At 56.5% G+C, this 16,037-nt stretch carries 13 protein-coding genes; 7 read left to right on the forward strand and 6 right to left on the reverse strand.

What is annotated here, in order from left to right; all coding sequences use genetic code 11:
- Positions 1-35 precede the first annotated feature (35 nt).
- From K7H21_RS00430 to K7H21_RS00445, 4 genes are all read left to right on the forward strand, one after another.
- On the forward strand, positions 36-896 hold the full coding sequence (locus tag K7H21_RS00430) for a ketose-bisphosphate aldolase (protein WP_004126736.1): 861 nt from the start codon (positions 36-38) through the stop codon (positions 894-896).
- 50 nt (positions 897-946) lie between these two features.
- Positions 947-1,879 (forward strand): ROK family protein, encoded by a 933-nt coding sequence (locus K7H21_RS00435; protein WP_004126734.1) that lies wholly within the window; start codon positions 947-949, stop codon positions 1,877-1,879.
- Positions 1,860-2,534 carry a D-lyxose/D-mannose family sugar isomerase gene (locus tag K7H21_RS00440; protein WP_142445870.1) on the forward strand — a complete coding sequence of 225 codons (675 nt, stop codon included), beginning with the start codon at positions 1,860-1,862 and terminating at the stop codon, positions 2,532-2,534. The genes K7H21_RS00435 and K7H21_RS00440 overlap by 20 nt, the downstream gene beginning before the upstream one ends.
- A gap of 159 nt (positions 2,535-2,693) precedes the next feature.
- Positions 2,694-3,425 (forward strand): MurR/RpiR family transcriptional regulator, encoded by a 732-nt coding sequence (locus K7H21_RS00445; RefSeq protein WP_004126732.1) that lies wholly within the window; start codon positions 2,694-2,696, stop codon positions 3,423-3,425.
- Positions 3,426-3,516: 91 nt separating this feature from the next.
- On the opposite strand, the gene K7H21_RS00450 is transcribed toward K7H21_RS00445, so the two are convergent.
- From K7H21_RS00450 to K7H21_RS00465, 4 genes are all read right to left on the reverse strand, one after another.
- On the reverse strand, positions 3,517-4,896 hold the full coding sequence (locus tag K7H21_RS00450; protein WP_223035504.1) for a family 4 glycosyl hydrolase: 1,380 nt from the start codon (positions 4,894-4,896) through the stop codon (positions 3,517-3,519).
- Between the two features lie 13 nt (positions 4,897-4,909).
- Positions 4,910-6,469, reverse strand: a complete 1,560-nt coding sequence (locus tag K7H21_RS00455; RefSeq protein ID WP_004126730.1) for a PTS transporter subunit EIIC — start codon at positions 6,467-6,469, stop codon at positions 4,910-4,912.
- A gap of 194 nt (positions 6,470-6,663) precedes the next feature.
- The gene (locus tag K7H21_RS00460; RefSeq protein WP_223035505.1) at positions 6,664-8,379 is read right to left on the reverse strand and encodes an AsmA family protein; all 1,716 of its coding nucleotides are present in this window, start codon (positions 8,377-8,379) and stop codon (positions 6,664-6,666) included.
- Between the two features lie 145 nt (positions 8,380-8,524).
- On the reverse strand, positions 8,525-9,916 hold the full coding sequence (locus K7H21_RS00465) for a nucleobase:cation symporter-2 family protein (protein ID WP_004126728.1): 1,392 nt from the start codon (positions 9,914-9,916) through the stop codon (positions 8,525-8,527).
- Positions 9,917-10,202: 286 nt separating this feature from the next.
- On the opposite strand from K7H21_RS00465, the gene gltS reads away from it, so the two are divergent.
- Positions 10,203-11,405, forward strand: a complete 1,203-nt coding sequence (gltS, locus tag K7H21_RS00470; protein ID WP_004126725.1) for a sodium/glutamate symporter — start codon at positions 10,203-10,205, stop codon at positions 11,403-11,405.
- 217 nt (positions 11,406-11,622) lie between these two features.
- Here the strand turns inward: gltS and glpK are convergent, their stop codons facing one another.
- Positions 11,623-13,134 (reverse strand): glycerol kinase GlpK, encoded by a 1,512-nt coding sequence (gene glpK, locus K7H21_RS00475; RefSeq protein WP_195322344.1) that lies wholly within the window; start codon positions 13,132-13,134, stop codon positions 11,623-11,625.
- 21 nt (positions 13,135-13,155) lie between these two features.
- Entirely contained in the window at positions 13,156-14,007 is an 852-nt protein-coding gene (locus K7H21_RS00480) for an MIP/aquaporin family protein (RefSeq protein ID WP_004106970.1), read from the reverse strand.
- A gap of 442 nt (positions 14,008-14,449) precedes the next feature.
- Between K7H21_RS00480 and zapB the strand changes: the two genes are divergently transcribed.
- Together zapB and K7H21_RS00490 are read left to right on the forward strand one after the other, a co-directional pair.
- The gene (gene zapB, locus K7H21_RS00485) at positions 14,450-14,695 is read left to right on the forward strand and encodes a septal ring assembly protein ZapB (protein ID WP_009652751.1); all 246 of its coding nucleotides are present in this window, start codon (positions 14,450-14,452) and stop codon (positions 14,693-14,695) included.
- A 151-nt stretch (positions 14,696-14,846) separates the two neighbouring features.
- Positions 14,847-15,836 (forward strand): sulfate ABC transporter substrate-binding protein, encoded by a 990-nt coding sequence (locus K7H21_RS00490; protein ID WP_004126718.1) that lies wholly within the window; start codon positions 14,847-14,849, stop codon positions 15,834-15,836.
- The last annotated feature ends 201 nt before the right edge of the window (positions 15,837-16,037 follow it).

The raw sequence follows: 16,037 nt of genomic DNA on the forward strand, positions 1-16,037 counted from the left end.
CAGGGCTTACCACACCCTGAAACTGGAGAATAACGATGTTAGTTTCAATGCACGAATTACTTAAACCCACCCGTGAACATGGTTTTGCTATCGGCGCATTTAACGTGGCGGATAGCTGTTTTATTCGCGCCGTGGTGGAAGAGGCGGAAGCGACAAATACGCCGGCGATTATTTCCATTCACCCCAGCGAGCACGATTTTGTTGGCGACGCGTTTTTTAGCTACGTGCGGGATATCACCCAGCGCAGCCGCGTGCCTTTCACCCTGCATCTGGATCATGGTGCATCGGTGGAACATGTTCTGCGCGCCATTCAGTGTGGCTTCACCTCGGTCATGATCGATGGTTCGTTACTGCCTTATGAAGAAAACGTCGCCCTGACCCACGAAGTGGTGCAGCTGGCGCACGCGGTGGGCGTGTCGGTGGAAGGTGAGCTGGGAACCATCGGCCAGACCGGGACTTCCGTGGAAGGCGGCGTGTCAGAAGTCACCTATACCGACCCGGCACAGGCGGAAGATTTCGTCGCCCGTACCGGCGTAGATACGCTGGCGGTAGCGATTGGCACCGCACACGGTATCTATCCGAAGGGGATGCAGCCGGAGCTGCAGATGCACATTCTGCGCGATATCGCCGGGCGTCTGTCGATTCCGCTGGTGCTGCACGGCGGCTCGGCTAATCCGGATGCGGAAATTGCGGAATCCGTTACGCTTGGCGTTGGCAAAATCAATATTTCCAGCGATATGAAATATGCCTATTTCCAGAAAGTGCGCGAAATTCTGACAAAAGAGACATGGTGGGATCCGAATGTCATTTATCCGGAACCGATTGACGCCGCGCGGAAGGTGATTCGCCACAAAATGAAGCTCTTTGGCTCCACCGGCAAGGCCAGCCTGTACTAATCCCCCGGCGGGGCGGGGAAACCTGCCTCGCTATCAATAAGGAGGCCGGTATGAAGTATTTGGGGCTGGATATCGGCGGGAGCAAAATCGCCGCCGTGGTGATGGATGAACAAGGCCATGAATGGAGGCGTTTTCGCGTTGAAACGCGAAAACAGACCCGGCAGCAGTTTATTGCAACGCTGGTGGCGTTAATCACCGCGATTGGTGATGAGCTGGCTCAGCCTTTGGCTATCGGTATCGCTCTGCCGGGAAGTATCTCCCCGCAGACCGGCAAGATCCGCAATGCCAATATTCAGGTCATCAACGGCTGCCGCTTACAGGATGAGCTTGAGCAGCGCCTGGGCCAGCCGGTTGTGCTGGCGAACGATGGCAACTGTTTCGCTTTATCAGAGGCCTGCGATGGAGCAGGTGCCGATTATTCGCTGGTATTTGGCATGACGCTGGGGACCGGATGCGGGGGCGGTATTGCGCTTAATCGCCAGATTTTCTCCGGCGCGTCAGGGATTGCGGCGGAGTGCGGGCATATCACGCTGCCGGGATATCAGGAGGTCAACGATGGGCCGCCCGCGCGCTGTTATTGCGGAAAATATAATTGCGTCGAGTCCTTTATTTCCGGCACCGGGCTGAGCGCGCGCTATCGTTTGCTGACCCGGGAGGCGCTCAGCAGTCAGGCTATTATCGCCCGGGCGCTGGAGGGCGAGCATGCCGCCTGCGAGCAGGTGCTGCGCTTTCGCCAGCAGCTGGCGCGGACGCTGGCGACGGTGGTGAATCTTATCGATCCCGGCGTGATTGTTCTCGGCGGCGGTCTGTCTAACGTGGCGCTGCTGGTGAACGACCTGGAGGCGGATGTTGCCCCGCTGGTGTTTACCGACCATTTCATCACCCCCATCGTGCCTGCCCGACATGGCGACAGTAGCGGTATGCGCGGCGCAGCCTGGCTGGCCGTCCGAAGCGGAGTCGAAAATGAAACGTTCACAGATTAACTACGCGATTGATAAAGCGCACGCTATCGCCGAGTCCTTTCGCATTTGTTTACCCGAGTTTGCCTGCTTTACCGCCGATATCTGGGCGAAAAAGCGGATTGAAGAGTGGCGAGAAGTTCGGGATCTACAGCTTGGCTGGGATATTACCGATTTTGGCAGCGGCCGTTTTCAGGAAACCGGACTGACGCTGTTGACCCTGCGTAATGGCGCGCCGGGCGATTCGCGCTATCCCAAACCCTACGCCGAGAAAATGTTGCAGATTCAGCAAGATCAGCAAACCCCCTGGCATTTTCATTATCACAAAATGGAAGATATTCTGAACCGCGGCGGCGGCCGGCTCTGTCTGCAGCTGGCATGGGCGACAGAGGATGAACGGCTGGATATGCAGCGCAGCGTGAGCGTCGCGGTTGATGGCCGCCAGCGCACGCTGAAACCGACAGAAACCCTGGTTCTTAACCCCGGGCAAGGTGTTTGCTTGCCGCCTACGCTGTACCACCGTTTTTGGGCTGAAAACGCGCTGGTGATGGGCTGGGAAATTTCGATGGTGAATGATGATAAGCGCGATAACCGTTTTCTGGAAGATAGCGGGCGTTTCCCGATGATTCAGGAAGATGAACCGAAAAAATGGTTATTGTGCAGTGAGTACGAGCGCTGAAAAGAGATAGACGTTGCTGAATCCATCACCCTCTTTACCGGAGGGTTTTTTTATTCCATTTTATCTAAAAAAGTAATGTTCATTTCATTCTGGTGATTAATGCCACAGACGCCAGCGCCGCCGGGTGATAGCGTAGTTTAGCGCTGAGAGGAGCCCGGTATGGATTTAGAAAACATCTTTCGTGACGTTAAGCTAAGCAAAACGGAAATGACCGTGCTGCGTTTTATTCAGAACGATCCTGAGCAATGCGTTCGTGAGGGGATCCGCGCCGTGGCGGAGCACTGTTATAGTAATCCCTCTTCGCTGGTACGCCTGGCGAAGAAGCTGAAATTCAGCGGCTGGCTGGAGCTGGTCTATTTTATTAAATTCAATATCACTATGCCCAAACTCGATGTGACCAACGACATCGATTATATGAGCATTCAGCCGGCGGAGCGGATAGCTCCGCTGCTGGAAAGCCTGCAACATCACCGCATTTTGATTCACGGCAGCGGCTTTTCGCAGCTGATCGCCCAGTATATTTACAATAAATTTTTGGTAACCGGGGTGAATGCCAGCCTGGCGCTGTGGCCGGATTACGAAATCCTCGAGCAGAAGAACGCCGCCAAATTTGATTCGATCTGGATTATTTCCAAATCCGGACGCAGCAGTTCGGCGCTGAACTGGGTGAAAGCGCTGGAAGGCAAGGAGATTAACCTGGTCTGCTTTACCGGCGATTATCAAAGCCCGCTGGCGCAGGCGGCGGATACGGCGTTTATCATTCATGACCCGCAGAAGTTTGATGACGATATTTACTGGAGCAATCCATTCTTCGGCTACTGCATACTCGGCTTTGAGCGGCTACTGAAGATGTGGTTTATGCAGGCGGGCCTTCCCGGAGGCGGCGCCTGAGGCGCCTGTCCGGGCTACCGGCCCGCAGTTGGCGATGAACCTGTAGCCCGGATAAGGCGTTAGCCGCTATCCGGGGGATTTCTCCGGGCGTTTATCGCCAGTCGGCGAACTGCTTATCGTCGAGATAGGCTTCAACCAACGTTTTCGCCAGCGAATACGAGCCGACCAGCGGATGCGCCATCAGAGCCCGTATCGCCAGCGATTTATCGCGCTGCAGAATCGCCGCCACCGCCAGCCGCTCATACTCCTTCACGCTGGCGATCATGTTTTTCTGCGCCGTCGGCACATGCTTCGGCGTCACCGGCTTCAGGCCGTCTTTACTCAGGTCGCAGCTGATCTCAATCACATCATCCGGGCGCAGGAAGTCCAGCGTGCCGTTGTTCGACATCGACACCACGATACGCTTGGTGGTGGTGCTGTTGACCGCTTCCAGAATATCCAGCGCCACGCCAGCGTAACCGCCGGTATCCGGCTCCTCGATAAACTGCTTTAAGGTCAACGGCTCGCGGGTATGGAATTTTTCCTGCTGCGACTCGTTCTGCATATAGCTATTTTCCCGGCGCAGATAGTGCTTCATCCAGAGGGTAAACGCCGCTTCCGGGTTGGCTTTCACATCCACAGTTCGCAGCTCTTCGCGCATATCGTGATTGATACGGGCAATCTGCTCGCCGCGGGTTTCCGGCGCGTTCTGAATCGCTTTTAAGGCCACTTCGCGATAATAGTAGTAATAAAGATATTCATTCAGCAGCTGCTTATCGCACAGCTGTACCAGCTCCGGTGAAAAGTACTGCATTGCCGTCTTGCGATACAAGTCCGGGCTGGCGATCAGACGCTCGGTGACATCCTCGCCGCGCACGGTGAAGTGGGTAAACCAGGAGAAGTGGTTCAGCCCGTAGCACTCGACGCCGAGATCGCGCTCGTCGCAGCCGAGGATCTCGGGCAGCTCGCGAATCAGCTCCGACGGCGCGTCGCAGATGCCATACACCCGACGCTTAAAGCCGGATTTGATAATCGCCTCGGTGACCAGGCCCGACGGGTTGGTGAAGTTAAACAAAATGGCATCTTCGGCGGCATGCTCTTCAATCAGGCGGCAGTAGTTGAGAATCGCCGGAATGGAGCGCATCGCCATGGCGAATCCGCCCGCCCCGGTGGTCTCCTGGCCCAGCGTATTGTGCTCCAGGGCGATACGCTCGTCGCGGATCCGGCTCTCATCGCCGCCGACCCGCAGGGTGGTGATTATATAGTGGCTATTTTTCAGCGCGGGCACCGGGTCGCTGGTTACGCTGAAGTGAATATCCGGGCGAATAGCATTAAACACATAGCGGGCAATCTCGCCGAATATCGCCAGGTTCTCAGCGGAGCTGTCGAGAAATACCACTTCCGTTAACCCAATGCGGTGCGCGTTATATGCCAGAGATTTTGCCAAAAACGCAGAGCGAACGCCGCCCCCGCCTAATACGGTTAATTTCATAAATCACTCCTAATTAATTTTCTGCTAGCCAGCTATCAACCCGGGAACGAACCTGTCCCACTTTGACGCCGTAAATAACCTGAACTTCATTTCGATTTCGTACTACGCCATTTGCGCCGGTGCTTTTTAATATCGTATCGTCAACCAGATCCATATTATGAATAGCGACGCGCAGGCGGGTGAAACAGTTATCGACGGAAATAATGTTTTCTTTACCGCCCAAGCCATTGATAATTTCGTTAGTCACCGACTGCGGTTCGCCCATTTTTTTACGATAATCCGCCTTGCTATATAACTTCACGTTTTCATCGTCTTCACGACCCGGTGTTTTGAGATTCAACTTAATGACAAGGGTGCGGAAGATAACGTAGTAGACGGCGAACTGACCGAGCCCGATAAGCACGTAGCCGGGCCAGCGCGTCAGGGAGACCGGCAGCGGCAGGTTGTAAATCAGGAACTCAATCAGCCCGGAAGCGCCCCAGGGACGCACGGTGAAGATGTCGCAAATCGCCTGCGAGGCCGCGGTTAAGGTGGCGTGGATCACCCACAGCAGCGGCGAAACGAACAGGAAGGTAAACTCAATCGGCTCGGTGATGCCGGTGAGCATGGAGGTGATAATGGCCGGCAGCAGAATCGCTTTGGCCATCATTTTTTTCTCCGGTTTCGCCGTGTGGTAGAACGCCAGTGAGGCGCCGGCCAGGCCGAAGATGGTGGTCATTCCCTGCTGCGAGAAACGCAGCGCCTCGTTCATCACCGGGGTTAAATCCGGGTGGCGCATATAGGCGAGGAAAATCGCCTGGGTGCCGGAGACGACCTGGCCGTCGACGCTCAGCGTCCCGCCGATTTGGGTGAGCTGGAACGGCGACCAGACGAAGTGGTGCAGGCCGGTGGGGATGAGGAATTTTTCAAAGAAGCCATAGACGAAGACCCCGGCCACGCCGGCGTTTTTCATAAAGCCGGTCAGCGCCGCGATGCCGTGGGTCATAAACGGCCAGATCCAGGTAAAGGCGATAGCGTAGAGAATGACGATCGGCGTCATCGCCACCAGCGTCAGCTTGGCTCCACCGTACATGGAGAGCGCGCCGGGCAGTTCAATCGTCGAGACTTTGTTATGCACCCAGGCGATGGTGCAGCCGAGAATAATCCCGAGGAAGACCCCCATATCGACTACCACAAACCCCAGCAGCTGAGTCTGCCCGGTACCGTAATATTCGCCGTTAATTTTTTCCGCGAGTCCGTGGGTATGTTCCAGCCACGAGTGGTTAGCGCCAAGAAACATGATAAAACACATTACCGAAACCAGCGCCACTTCGGTTTTTTTATCTTTTGCCAGGCCATAGCTGATACCGACGCAAAAGAGTAATCCCAGATTGCCAAATAATGGCCAGAAGGTATCGCCGAGGAGCTGTCCGAGCTGGTGTAAAAAACTGGTCTCCGAAATTAATGTTGGGTTAGTTAAGACTGAACTGAGTGCCAAAATTAAGCCAATGACCGGCAAGAACAATACTGCACCGATCATTGCTCTGGAGAATTTTTGCATATTCTCCAGAATACGCTGACGTATTACAGACATGGTCGTTCCTTTATTTTTGTAGGTTCAGGGACTTTAATTATTTTTTTAACTTCCAGTATTTTTGTTATAGCAAGTCCGCTATTTGAAAGGAACAGGTTGCGGGAAATAGGTACAAACAGCCGCTTAATGGCAACAGGTTTCGCGAATGGAACAGGCCCCTCTCCCGTGGGGAGAGGGGAGAGGGTGAGGGAAAGTCAGGGAGTCGTTGTCGCCGGCGCTGAAGGGGTCGGGGCGTTGATGATCTCCCCGTTGCGCATCACCTGCGCCACCTGCTGTTTTTCCATATTTATCGCGCTAAGCTGCCCGTTGACGGTCGGCTTCAGCGGCGCATCCGCCAGCATGCTGCCGGTCGCCGTCAGCTGAAAGTTACCATCGCCGGAAACCGGCAGCGCGGGCCAGCTCCACGCCTGCAAAATATTCAGCGGCACGCCGCGACCGTTGAGACTCAGGTTGACCAGGCGCTGCGGGAGCTGCGACACCGCTGCGGTGGCTTGCAGGATCCCTCGTTCGGTAAAGGCGCTGAGCTCGTTAACGTTCACCGTTGAGGCGTTGGCGCTCAGCTTCAGCGACGGGCGGCGGACGTCAATCCGGTTAAACGTCGCGGCGGCGGCGTTCAGCGTCGCGCTACCGCTCCACACGCCCCAGCTGCGGTTTTTCACCAGCTGCAGCTCGCCGCCGTAGCCGTCGAGCGCGGTGATTTGCCACGGGAACGCCGGTTCAATATCGATAATCAGGTTGCGGCTGGCGCTGAACTTTCTCAGCGTCAGGCTTTGCAGCCAGTCGGGCAGCGGAGCCATCCACAGCTGCTTCCAGTTGTCCGGCAGGGTGTATTCCAGCCCGGCAAACGCCGCGTCATCCAGCACCAGGGCGTGACCGGCACGCAGCCAGTTACCGGACGTGCGCACCATGCCGCCCTCCCAGCGTGAGGTGAACTGGCGCAGCGCGATGCCCTGCGGTGAGAACCCGGCGTTAAGGATCGGGTCGAGGAAATGCAGCGAGCCGTAAATGAACTCGTTGGCGTTCATCGACAGCGTACCCTCCTGGCTTTGCCAGTCGCCGTGGCTCAGGGTGAGGTTGCGCAGATTAAGGTCGAGACCGGCGATCGCCCAGTCAGGCCCCTGCAGGCTGGCGTCGGTGACATCAAGGCGGCCAATCTCTAGCGAAGGCAGGGTAGTCAGCGGCGCGAAAAAGTCGGCGAGGGATTTATCGCTTTGCAGGCGGATTTCGCTGAGGCGCAAATTATCGACCTGCCAGCCGCCGTCGGCGCTGCGTTTCGCCGTGCCGGTGAGCGTACCGCGGGCGACGTCCGCTCCAATGGTCGAGAGGGACACTTCGCCGTTATCAATATTCCCCTGAATCAGCACGTTGCTGGCTTCAATACCGTTGAGCGTCATCGACCCGGCGCTGATCTGAATCTGCGTTTTCTTACCTAGCACGTTGCCCGCTTCCGGCGCCCACGGGCTGACGCCGCCGGTGACGCGCTGCGCGCTCAGATCCCAGTCGCTCTCCGGGCTGTTGAACGCCATATTGCGCAGCTGCAGACGGTCGGCGGCGAATGGCAGCGCCGCAGAGGAAGGGGAAAAGTTTAGCGTGCCGTCGCTGAGGACGATTTCGTCGGCATGCAGCGGGTCGCTAAACTGGCGGCTGCTAAAACCAATATCCACCGTTTGCGCCACCAGCGTGGCGGGTTTGCCGTCGCGGCCGAGGGTGACGTTTTGCAGCTGCAGGTGCATCGGCGAGGAGAAATTATGGTTCATCTTGTTGAAAGAGACCTTCCAACCGGTGCCGTCGCTTAGCCAGGCGCTGGCCTGGCGCCCACCCCACTGGGTTTGCAACAGGAAGTAAGCGGCAATAATCACCACCAGCAGGGCAATCAGCAGCCAGAGAATCAGCTTTCTGAGAAATTTCATGGTCTTCGATCCTGAGCGAGGCACATAAGGCTGTTATGCCCGAATTATGCGCAATCCTCAAGACAGGAATTGTGTAATGAGATGATGTGAGGTTGATGATGCAGACGCCCCGACCAGCATTGCGCGGCCGGAGCGTCACAGAGGATCAGTTTTTCTCTGGCGGGAAAATCAGATTCAGAACAATCGCCGTGATACCGCCGGCAGCGATACCCGAGGAGAGCAGGTTCTTCAGCCAGTCAGGGGCGAACTGCAGGATCAGCGGCTGCTGGGAGACGCCAAGGCCGACGGCAAGCGACAGGGCGATAATCAGGATCGCCCGGCGGTTCAGCGGCTCGCGGGAGACGATGCGCACGCCGGAAGCGGCAATGGTGCCGAACATGACCAGCGTCGCGCCGCCGAGCACCGGCTCAGGAATATGCTGCACAAAGCCGCTCACCGCCGGGAACAGGCCGAGCACGATCAGCATCAGCGCGACCACGAAACCGACATAGCGGCTGGCGACGCCGGTCAGCTGGATCACGCCGTTGTTCTGACCAAAGCAGGAGTTCGGGAAGGTATTGAATACCGCCGAAACAAAGGAGTTCAGGCCGTTAGCCAGCACGCCGCCCTTCAGACGCTTCATATATACCGGGCCGGAAACCGGCTGCTCGGAGACGTCAGAGGTGGCGGTAATATCGCCGATGGTTTCCAGCGAGGTAATCATAAACACTAGCATCAGCGGCAGCAGCAGGTTCCAGTCGATGCCCAGCCCGTAGTAAAGCGGCGTAGGCACCATAATCAGGCTGCTTTCCGTCGGCGTGGTATTGGCCGGCAGCATATCGAGCAACCATGCCGCCAGATAGCCGGCCGCCATCGCGATTACCAGCGAAGCGATGCGCAGGTACGGGTTACGCTGGCGGTTAAGGATAATAATCAGCGCCAGCACGATCCCTGCCAGCAGCAGGTTTTTCGGCGCGCCGAAGGTGTGATCGGCCATGGCCGCATAGCCGCCGCCGATGGAGGTCAGGCCAACCTGGATCAGCGACAGGCCGATAATCATCACCACCACGCCGGAGACCAGCGGGGTAATAATGCGGCGGGCGAGATGCAGGACGCGGGAGAGAACCATCTCCGTGCAGCTGGCCAACATCAGGGTGCCGAACAGCGCGGCCATCATGGTCGGAACATCGGCGCCGCCGGTTTTCAGCGCGGTGCCGCCCATAATCAGCGGTGCGACGAAGTTAAAGCTGGTGCCCTGAATCGAGAGCAGACCAGATCCCACCGGGCCCCAGGCTTTAATTTGAATGATGGAGGCCACGCCGGAGGCGAAAAGGGACATGCTGATGATGTGTTGCGTATCCTGAGCCGGAAGGCCCAGCGCCTGGCAAATTAACAGCGCCGGAGTGATAACCGCGACAAACATCGCCAGCAGGTGCTGGAAAGCGGCGAACAAGGTTTGCGGTAGCGGCGGGCGGTCTTCGAGGCGGTAGATTAATTCGCTGGTTTGCATGTGCGCAACCGGTTGCGCATTTTCTGACTCTGCGGTGTTAACGGACATCACAACAATCCCAAAGGTGGCAAAGCGGGGATTTTATCGGACTGTAGACCAAAAGCAAACGTTTGCCACTCTTTAGCGGCAAATATTTAAGCATGGAATAAGTGTCAAATATTTATTAACATTTTGTATGCTTGATCGCATCATTATCCCTACAAAATATCTTTTCCTGTCCTTTTTTCCGTACTTCTGCTTAAAATCCCTTCCCGATTACTCATGATGAGAAGCAATCGACACCGGGAATACCGTCGCGTGTGAATGGATCATGCGCCTATAAGGAGCTCTTTTTATGTTTCATCTCGATACCTTATCGACGCTCGTTGCCGCAACACTCGTGTTGCTACTGGGTAGAAAACTCGTTCAAATCGTCCCTTTCCTCAAGAAATACACCATTCCTGAACCCGTTGCGGGCGGCCTGCTGGTCGCGCTGGCGCTGCTGGTATTAAAGAAAAGCATGGATATCGAAATCGATTTCGATATGAGCCTGAAAGATCCGCTGATGCTGGCTTTCTTTGCGACTATCGGCCTCAACGCCAACCTCGCCAGCCTGCGCTCCGGCGGCAAAGTGGTGGGGACGTTCCTGATTGTGGTGGTGGGACTGCTGCTGCTGCAAAACGCGCTCGGAATCGGCATGGCGAAGCTGCTGGGCCTCGACCCGCTGATGGGGCTGCTGGCCGGTTCGATTACCCTTTCCGGCGGCCACGGCACCGGCGCGGCGTGGAGTAAGTTGTTTGTTGAGCGCTATGGTTTTGCCAACGCCACCGAAGTGGCGATGGCTTGCGCAACCTTCGGTCTTGTCCTTGGCGGCCTGATCGGCGGACCGGTGGCGCGCTATCTGGTTAAACACTCTTCCTCCCCGGACGGTACGCCGGACGATCAGCTCGCGCCGACCGCGTTTGAAAAGCCGGATATGGGGCGCATGATCACCTCGTTGGTGCTGATTGAGAGCATCGCGCTGATCGCCATCTGTTTGACGGTAGGGAAGATCGTTGCGCAACTGCTGGCGGGAACCATATTTGAACTGCCCACCTTCGTTTGCGTATTGTTTATCGGCGTGATCCTGAGCAACAGCCTGTCGGCGCTGGGGCTGTACCGCGTGTTCGACCGCGCGGTGTCGGTGCTGGGTAACGTCAGCCTGTCGCTGTTCCTGGCGATGGCGCTGATGAGCCTGAAGCTGTGGGAGCTGGCTTCGCTGGCGCTGCCGATGATTATTATTCTGGCGGTTCAGGCAGTGGCCATGGCGCTGTATGCAGTGTTTGTGACCTACCGGATGATGGGCAAAAACTACGATGCCGCGGTGCTGGCCGCCGGCCACTGTGGTTTCGGCCTCGGCGCGACGCCGACGGCGATTGCCAATATGCAGGCGATTACCGACCGTTTCGGCCCGTCGCACATGGCGTTTCTGGTGGTGCCGATGGTGGGTGCGTTCTTTATTGATATCGTTAACGCGCTAGTGATTAAGCTCTATCTGCTGCTGCCGGTATTTGGCTGATTAAAACCCGGCGGCGCTGCGCTACGGGGTTGTGCGGTCTGCGGGCAGTAGCCCGGGTAAGGCGTTTACGCCGCAACCCCGGGATACCCCGGGTTTTATACATCGGCGCGGTTTCTCCCCGGCTCGCGCTGCGCTTAGCCGGACTACGGGGGGGCGGTCTGCGGGTTGTAGCCCGGCTAAGGCGTTTACGCCGTCAGCCGGGAATACCTCAACAATCTTACGCTTCGTCGTGTTCTTCCCACGCCAGCGCGCGTTTTACCGCTTTCTTCCAGCCGCTGTAGCGATAGTTACGCTCGGTGGTTTCAATTCCTGGACGGAACTCGCGCTCGATAACGGCTTTCTCCTGCAGCTCATCCAGATTCTGCCAGAAACCGACCGCCAGACCGGCCAGATAAGCTGCGCCCAAAGCGGTGACTTCACGGACTTCCGGGCGCTCCACGCGGGTGCCGAGAATATCCGACTGGAACTGCATCAGGAAGTTGTTGGCGACCGCGCCGCCGTCAACGCGCAGGGCGTGCAGACGGATCCCGGAGTCAGCCTGCATCGCTTCCAGTACGTCGCGGGTCTGATAGGCGATCGACTCTAGCGTGGCGCGAATAATATGGTTGGAGTTCACGCCGCGGGTCAGGCCAAAAATTGCGCCGCGGGCATAGGGATCCCAATACGGTGCGCCGAGGCCGGTAAAGGCCGGAACGACGTACACGCCGTTGGTATCCTTCACTTTGGTGGCGAAATATTCGGAATCGAACGCGTCGCTAATCAGCTTCATCTCATCGCGCAGCCACTGGATGGAAGCGCCCGCCATAAACACCGCGCCTTCCAGCGCATAGTTCACCTCACCGCGCGGGCCGCAGGCGATAGTCGTCAACAGGCCGTGCGTTGATGTCACCGCTTTCTCGCCGGTATTCATCAGCATAAAGCAGCCTGTACCGTAGGTGTTTTTCGCCATCCCCTCTTTAACGCACAGCTGGCCGAACAGCGCAGCCTGCTGGTCGCCGGCGATACCGGCGATCGGAATACGCGTCCCGCCTTTACCGCCGATGTTGGTCTGGCCGTACACTTCGGACGACTTGCGCACTTCCGGCAGCATGGCGCGCGGGATATCCAGCGCATCGAGCATTTTGTCGTCCCAGTCCAGCTCGTGGATATTAAACAGCATGGTACGCGAGGCGTTGGTGTAGTCGGTCACGTGAACGCGTCCCTGGGTCATTTTCCAGATAAGCCAGGTGTCTACGGTGCCGAACAGCAGCTCGCCGCGTTTAGCGCGTTCGCGCGCGCCTTCGACGTGGTCGAGGATCCACTTCACTTTGGTGCCGGAGAAGTACGGGTCAACCACCAGGCCGGTGGCCTTGCGGATGTAATCTTCCATGCCGTCGCGCTTGAGCTGCTCGCAGATCTCGGCGGTACGGCGGCACTGCCAGACGATAGCGTTATAAATCGGCTTGCCGGTTTCACGCTCCCAGACGATGGCGGTTTCACGCTGGTTGGTGATACCGATCGCCGCGATTTCATCGGAGCTGATATCGGCTTTTGCCAGCACTTCGACCAGCGTAGAGCTTTGCGATGCCCAGATCTCCATCGGGTCGTGTTCAACCCAGCCTGGGCGCGGATAAATTTGTTCGAATTCTCGCTGAGAGACGCTGACGATATTGGCATCGTGATCCATTACCACGGCGCGGGAGCTGGTGGTGCCCTGGTCGAGCGCTACGATATATTTTTTGTCGGTCATAGTATGAGTCCCGTAGTCAGATTACAGCGAAGCTTTGTGTTGCGTCGTAGAGGGAGATGCGGCTTCTTTCTCTTCAACAACGCAGGTGTCGCAAGGCAGGTGGCGGCCAATCAGCTTGCGGTAGCAGAATGCGCCCAGCGCAGCACCGACGATTGGCGCACACAGCGGCACCAGGAAATAAGGAATATCTTTGCCGCCGGTGAAGGCGACGTTGCCCCAGCCTGCCAGCCAGGCGAAGGCTTTCGGTCCGATATCACGCGCCGGGTTCATGGCGAAGCCGGTCAGCGGGCCCATGGATGCGCCAATGACGGCGATCAGCAGACCAATCAGCAGCGGCGCCAGCGGGCCACGCGGCACGCCGTTGCCATCGTCGGTCAGCGCCAGAATGACGCCCATCAGGATAGCGGTAATCACCATTTCTACCGCGAAGGCCTGCACAAAATTGATATGCGGGTTCGGGTAAGTAGAGAAAATGCCAGCCAGCTCGAGACTTTCGACGCTACCGCGCACCATATTGTGGGTATGTTCGAAATCGAAGAAAAGATTGTAATAAAGCCCGTAAACTAAAGCCGCAGCGCAAAAGGCGCCAGCGAATTGCGCAATGATAAAAGGAACAACTTTACGACCGTCAAAGCAGGCGAATAGCCACAGCGCGATGGTGACCGCTGGGTTAAGATGCGCACCGGAAACCCCTGCGGTCAGGTAAATCGCCATGGCGACGCCCAGACCCCAGATGATGCTGATTTCCCATTGACCGAAGCTGGCTCCCGCGACCTTAAGCGCAGCGACGCACCCAACGCCGAAAAAGATCAACAACCCGGTACCGAGGAACTCTGCGATGCACTGGCCTTTTAGTGTTGATGTTTGGCTCATAATCGAATCCTGAAGCGTAGTGATGATTATTGTAAGTGTGAAGGTCGCAGGCGACCATGCTGCCATGTAGGCATAGTGTTAATTTATCGTTAACGAACAAAAACGAGAAATATCGAAATTCAAATGTGTGTACCACGTCAAGAAAATGAGCGTTTTCGCGCCATAAACGCGTATTCGGCCGTTTGCGGGAGCGTTTCACCGCTCATTTTTTTACGTCTTGATTAACAATTACGAAAAAGTAACGGGTAAAAGCGGCGAACGGACCAGGTAAAGGCTGAAAAGTGTTGCAAACCGCAATCTACGCGGGTTGTCGCTGGACAGGGGAGGCGGGGCTTCATACAATCGACTACATCACCACTGTAGTGCGCTAATTTTCGTTAAGGCGTCAACGCGTATACGAAACGGACGGTTTCTATCAACGCCTTGCAAGTTCAGGAGAGGTATGACGATGTCATTAGAAGTGTTTGAGAAATTAGAATCTAAAGTTCAGCAGGCGATTGATACCATCACTCTGTTACAGATGGAAATCGAAGAGCTGAAAGAGAAGAACAACACGCTGGCGCAGGAAGTACAGAGCGCACAGCACAGCCGTGAAGAGCTTGAGCGTGAAAACGGTCAGCTGAAAGAACAGCAGCAGGGCTGGCAAGATCGTCTGCAGGCGCTGCTGGGCCGCATGGAAGAAGTCTGATGCTTCCTGCTCCCTCCCGTTCGGGAGGGGGCAAACTCTCCCCCGTTCTATATACTCGCAAGTTATAGCCAATCTTTTTTTATTCTTTAATCATCAGTCCGCTTTCTGGCACGCTTAATCCATCACAACACGACATAAAGAGAGCGGTGCGATGAATAAGTGGGGCGTAGGGTTAACTCTGTTGCTGGCATCCGCCAGCGTTCTGGCAAAAGACATTCAACTATTAAACGTTTCTTACGATCCGACGCGCGAGCTGTACGAACAGTACAATAAAGCCTTTAGCGCCCACTGGAAGCAAGAAACCGGCGACAACGTGGTGATTCGTCAATCCCACGGCGGCTCCGGCAAACAGGCGACCTCGGTGATCAACGGCATTGAAGCCGACGTGGTGACCCTTGCGCTGGCCTATGACGTCGATGCGATTGCCGAACGCGGCCGAATCGACAAAAACTGGCTGAAACGTCTGCCGGATAACTCTGCGCCGTATACCTCCACCATCGTGTTCCTCGTACGCAAAGGCAACCCGAAGCAGATTCACGACTGGAACGACCTGATTAAACCGGGCGTGTCGGTGATTACCCCGAACCCGAAAAGCTCCGGCGGCGCGCGCTGGAACTATCTGGCGGCATGGGGCTACGCCCTGCACCAGAACAATGGCGACCAGGCGAAGGCGCAAGAGTTCGTAAAAGCGCTGTTTAAGAACGTCGAAGTGCTGGATTCCGGCGCCCGGGGCGCGACTAACACCTTCGTAGAGCGCGGGATCGGCGATGTGCTGATTGCCTGGGAAAACGAAGCCCTGCTGGCGACCAACGAACTGGGTAAAGACAAATTTGAGATCGTGACCCCGAGCGAATCGATTCTCGCCGAGCCGACGGTTTCCGTGGTGGATAAAGTGGTCGACAAGAAGGGCACTCGCCAGGTGGCGGAAGCGTATCTGAAGTATCTCTACTCGCCGGAAGGCCAGGAGATTGCGGCGAAGAACTTCTATCGCCCGCGCGATCCTGAAATTGCGAAAAAATACGCGAATGAGTTCCCGAAACTGAAGCTGTTCACCATTGATGATGTGTTTGGCGGCTGGACGAAAGCGCAGAAAGAGCACTTCTCCAACGGCGGCACCTTCGACCAGATTAACCAGCGTTAAATAGCCTCTCCTTATCCCCGCTCGCGCTGCGCGTAGCGGGGCTACAACTCTTGTAGCCAGGGTAAGCCGCGACCCGGGGCAGAGTAGCCCGGTCAGGCGCGTTAAGCGCCGCCTCGGGCAAAACTCAATGCACCACCTCCCGTTTTCATTTAGTCATCAAACTGCGTTACTCTTCCGTTTCTGGCTGAGACAGGAAAATAG

Source organism: Klebsiella sp. CTHL.F3a (genome assembly GCF_019890895.1).
Classification (GTDB): domain Bacteria; phylum Pseudomonadota; class Gammaproteobacteria; order Enterobacterales; family Enterobacteriaceae; genus Klebsiella; species Klebsiella grimontii.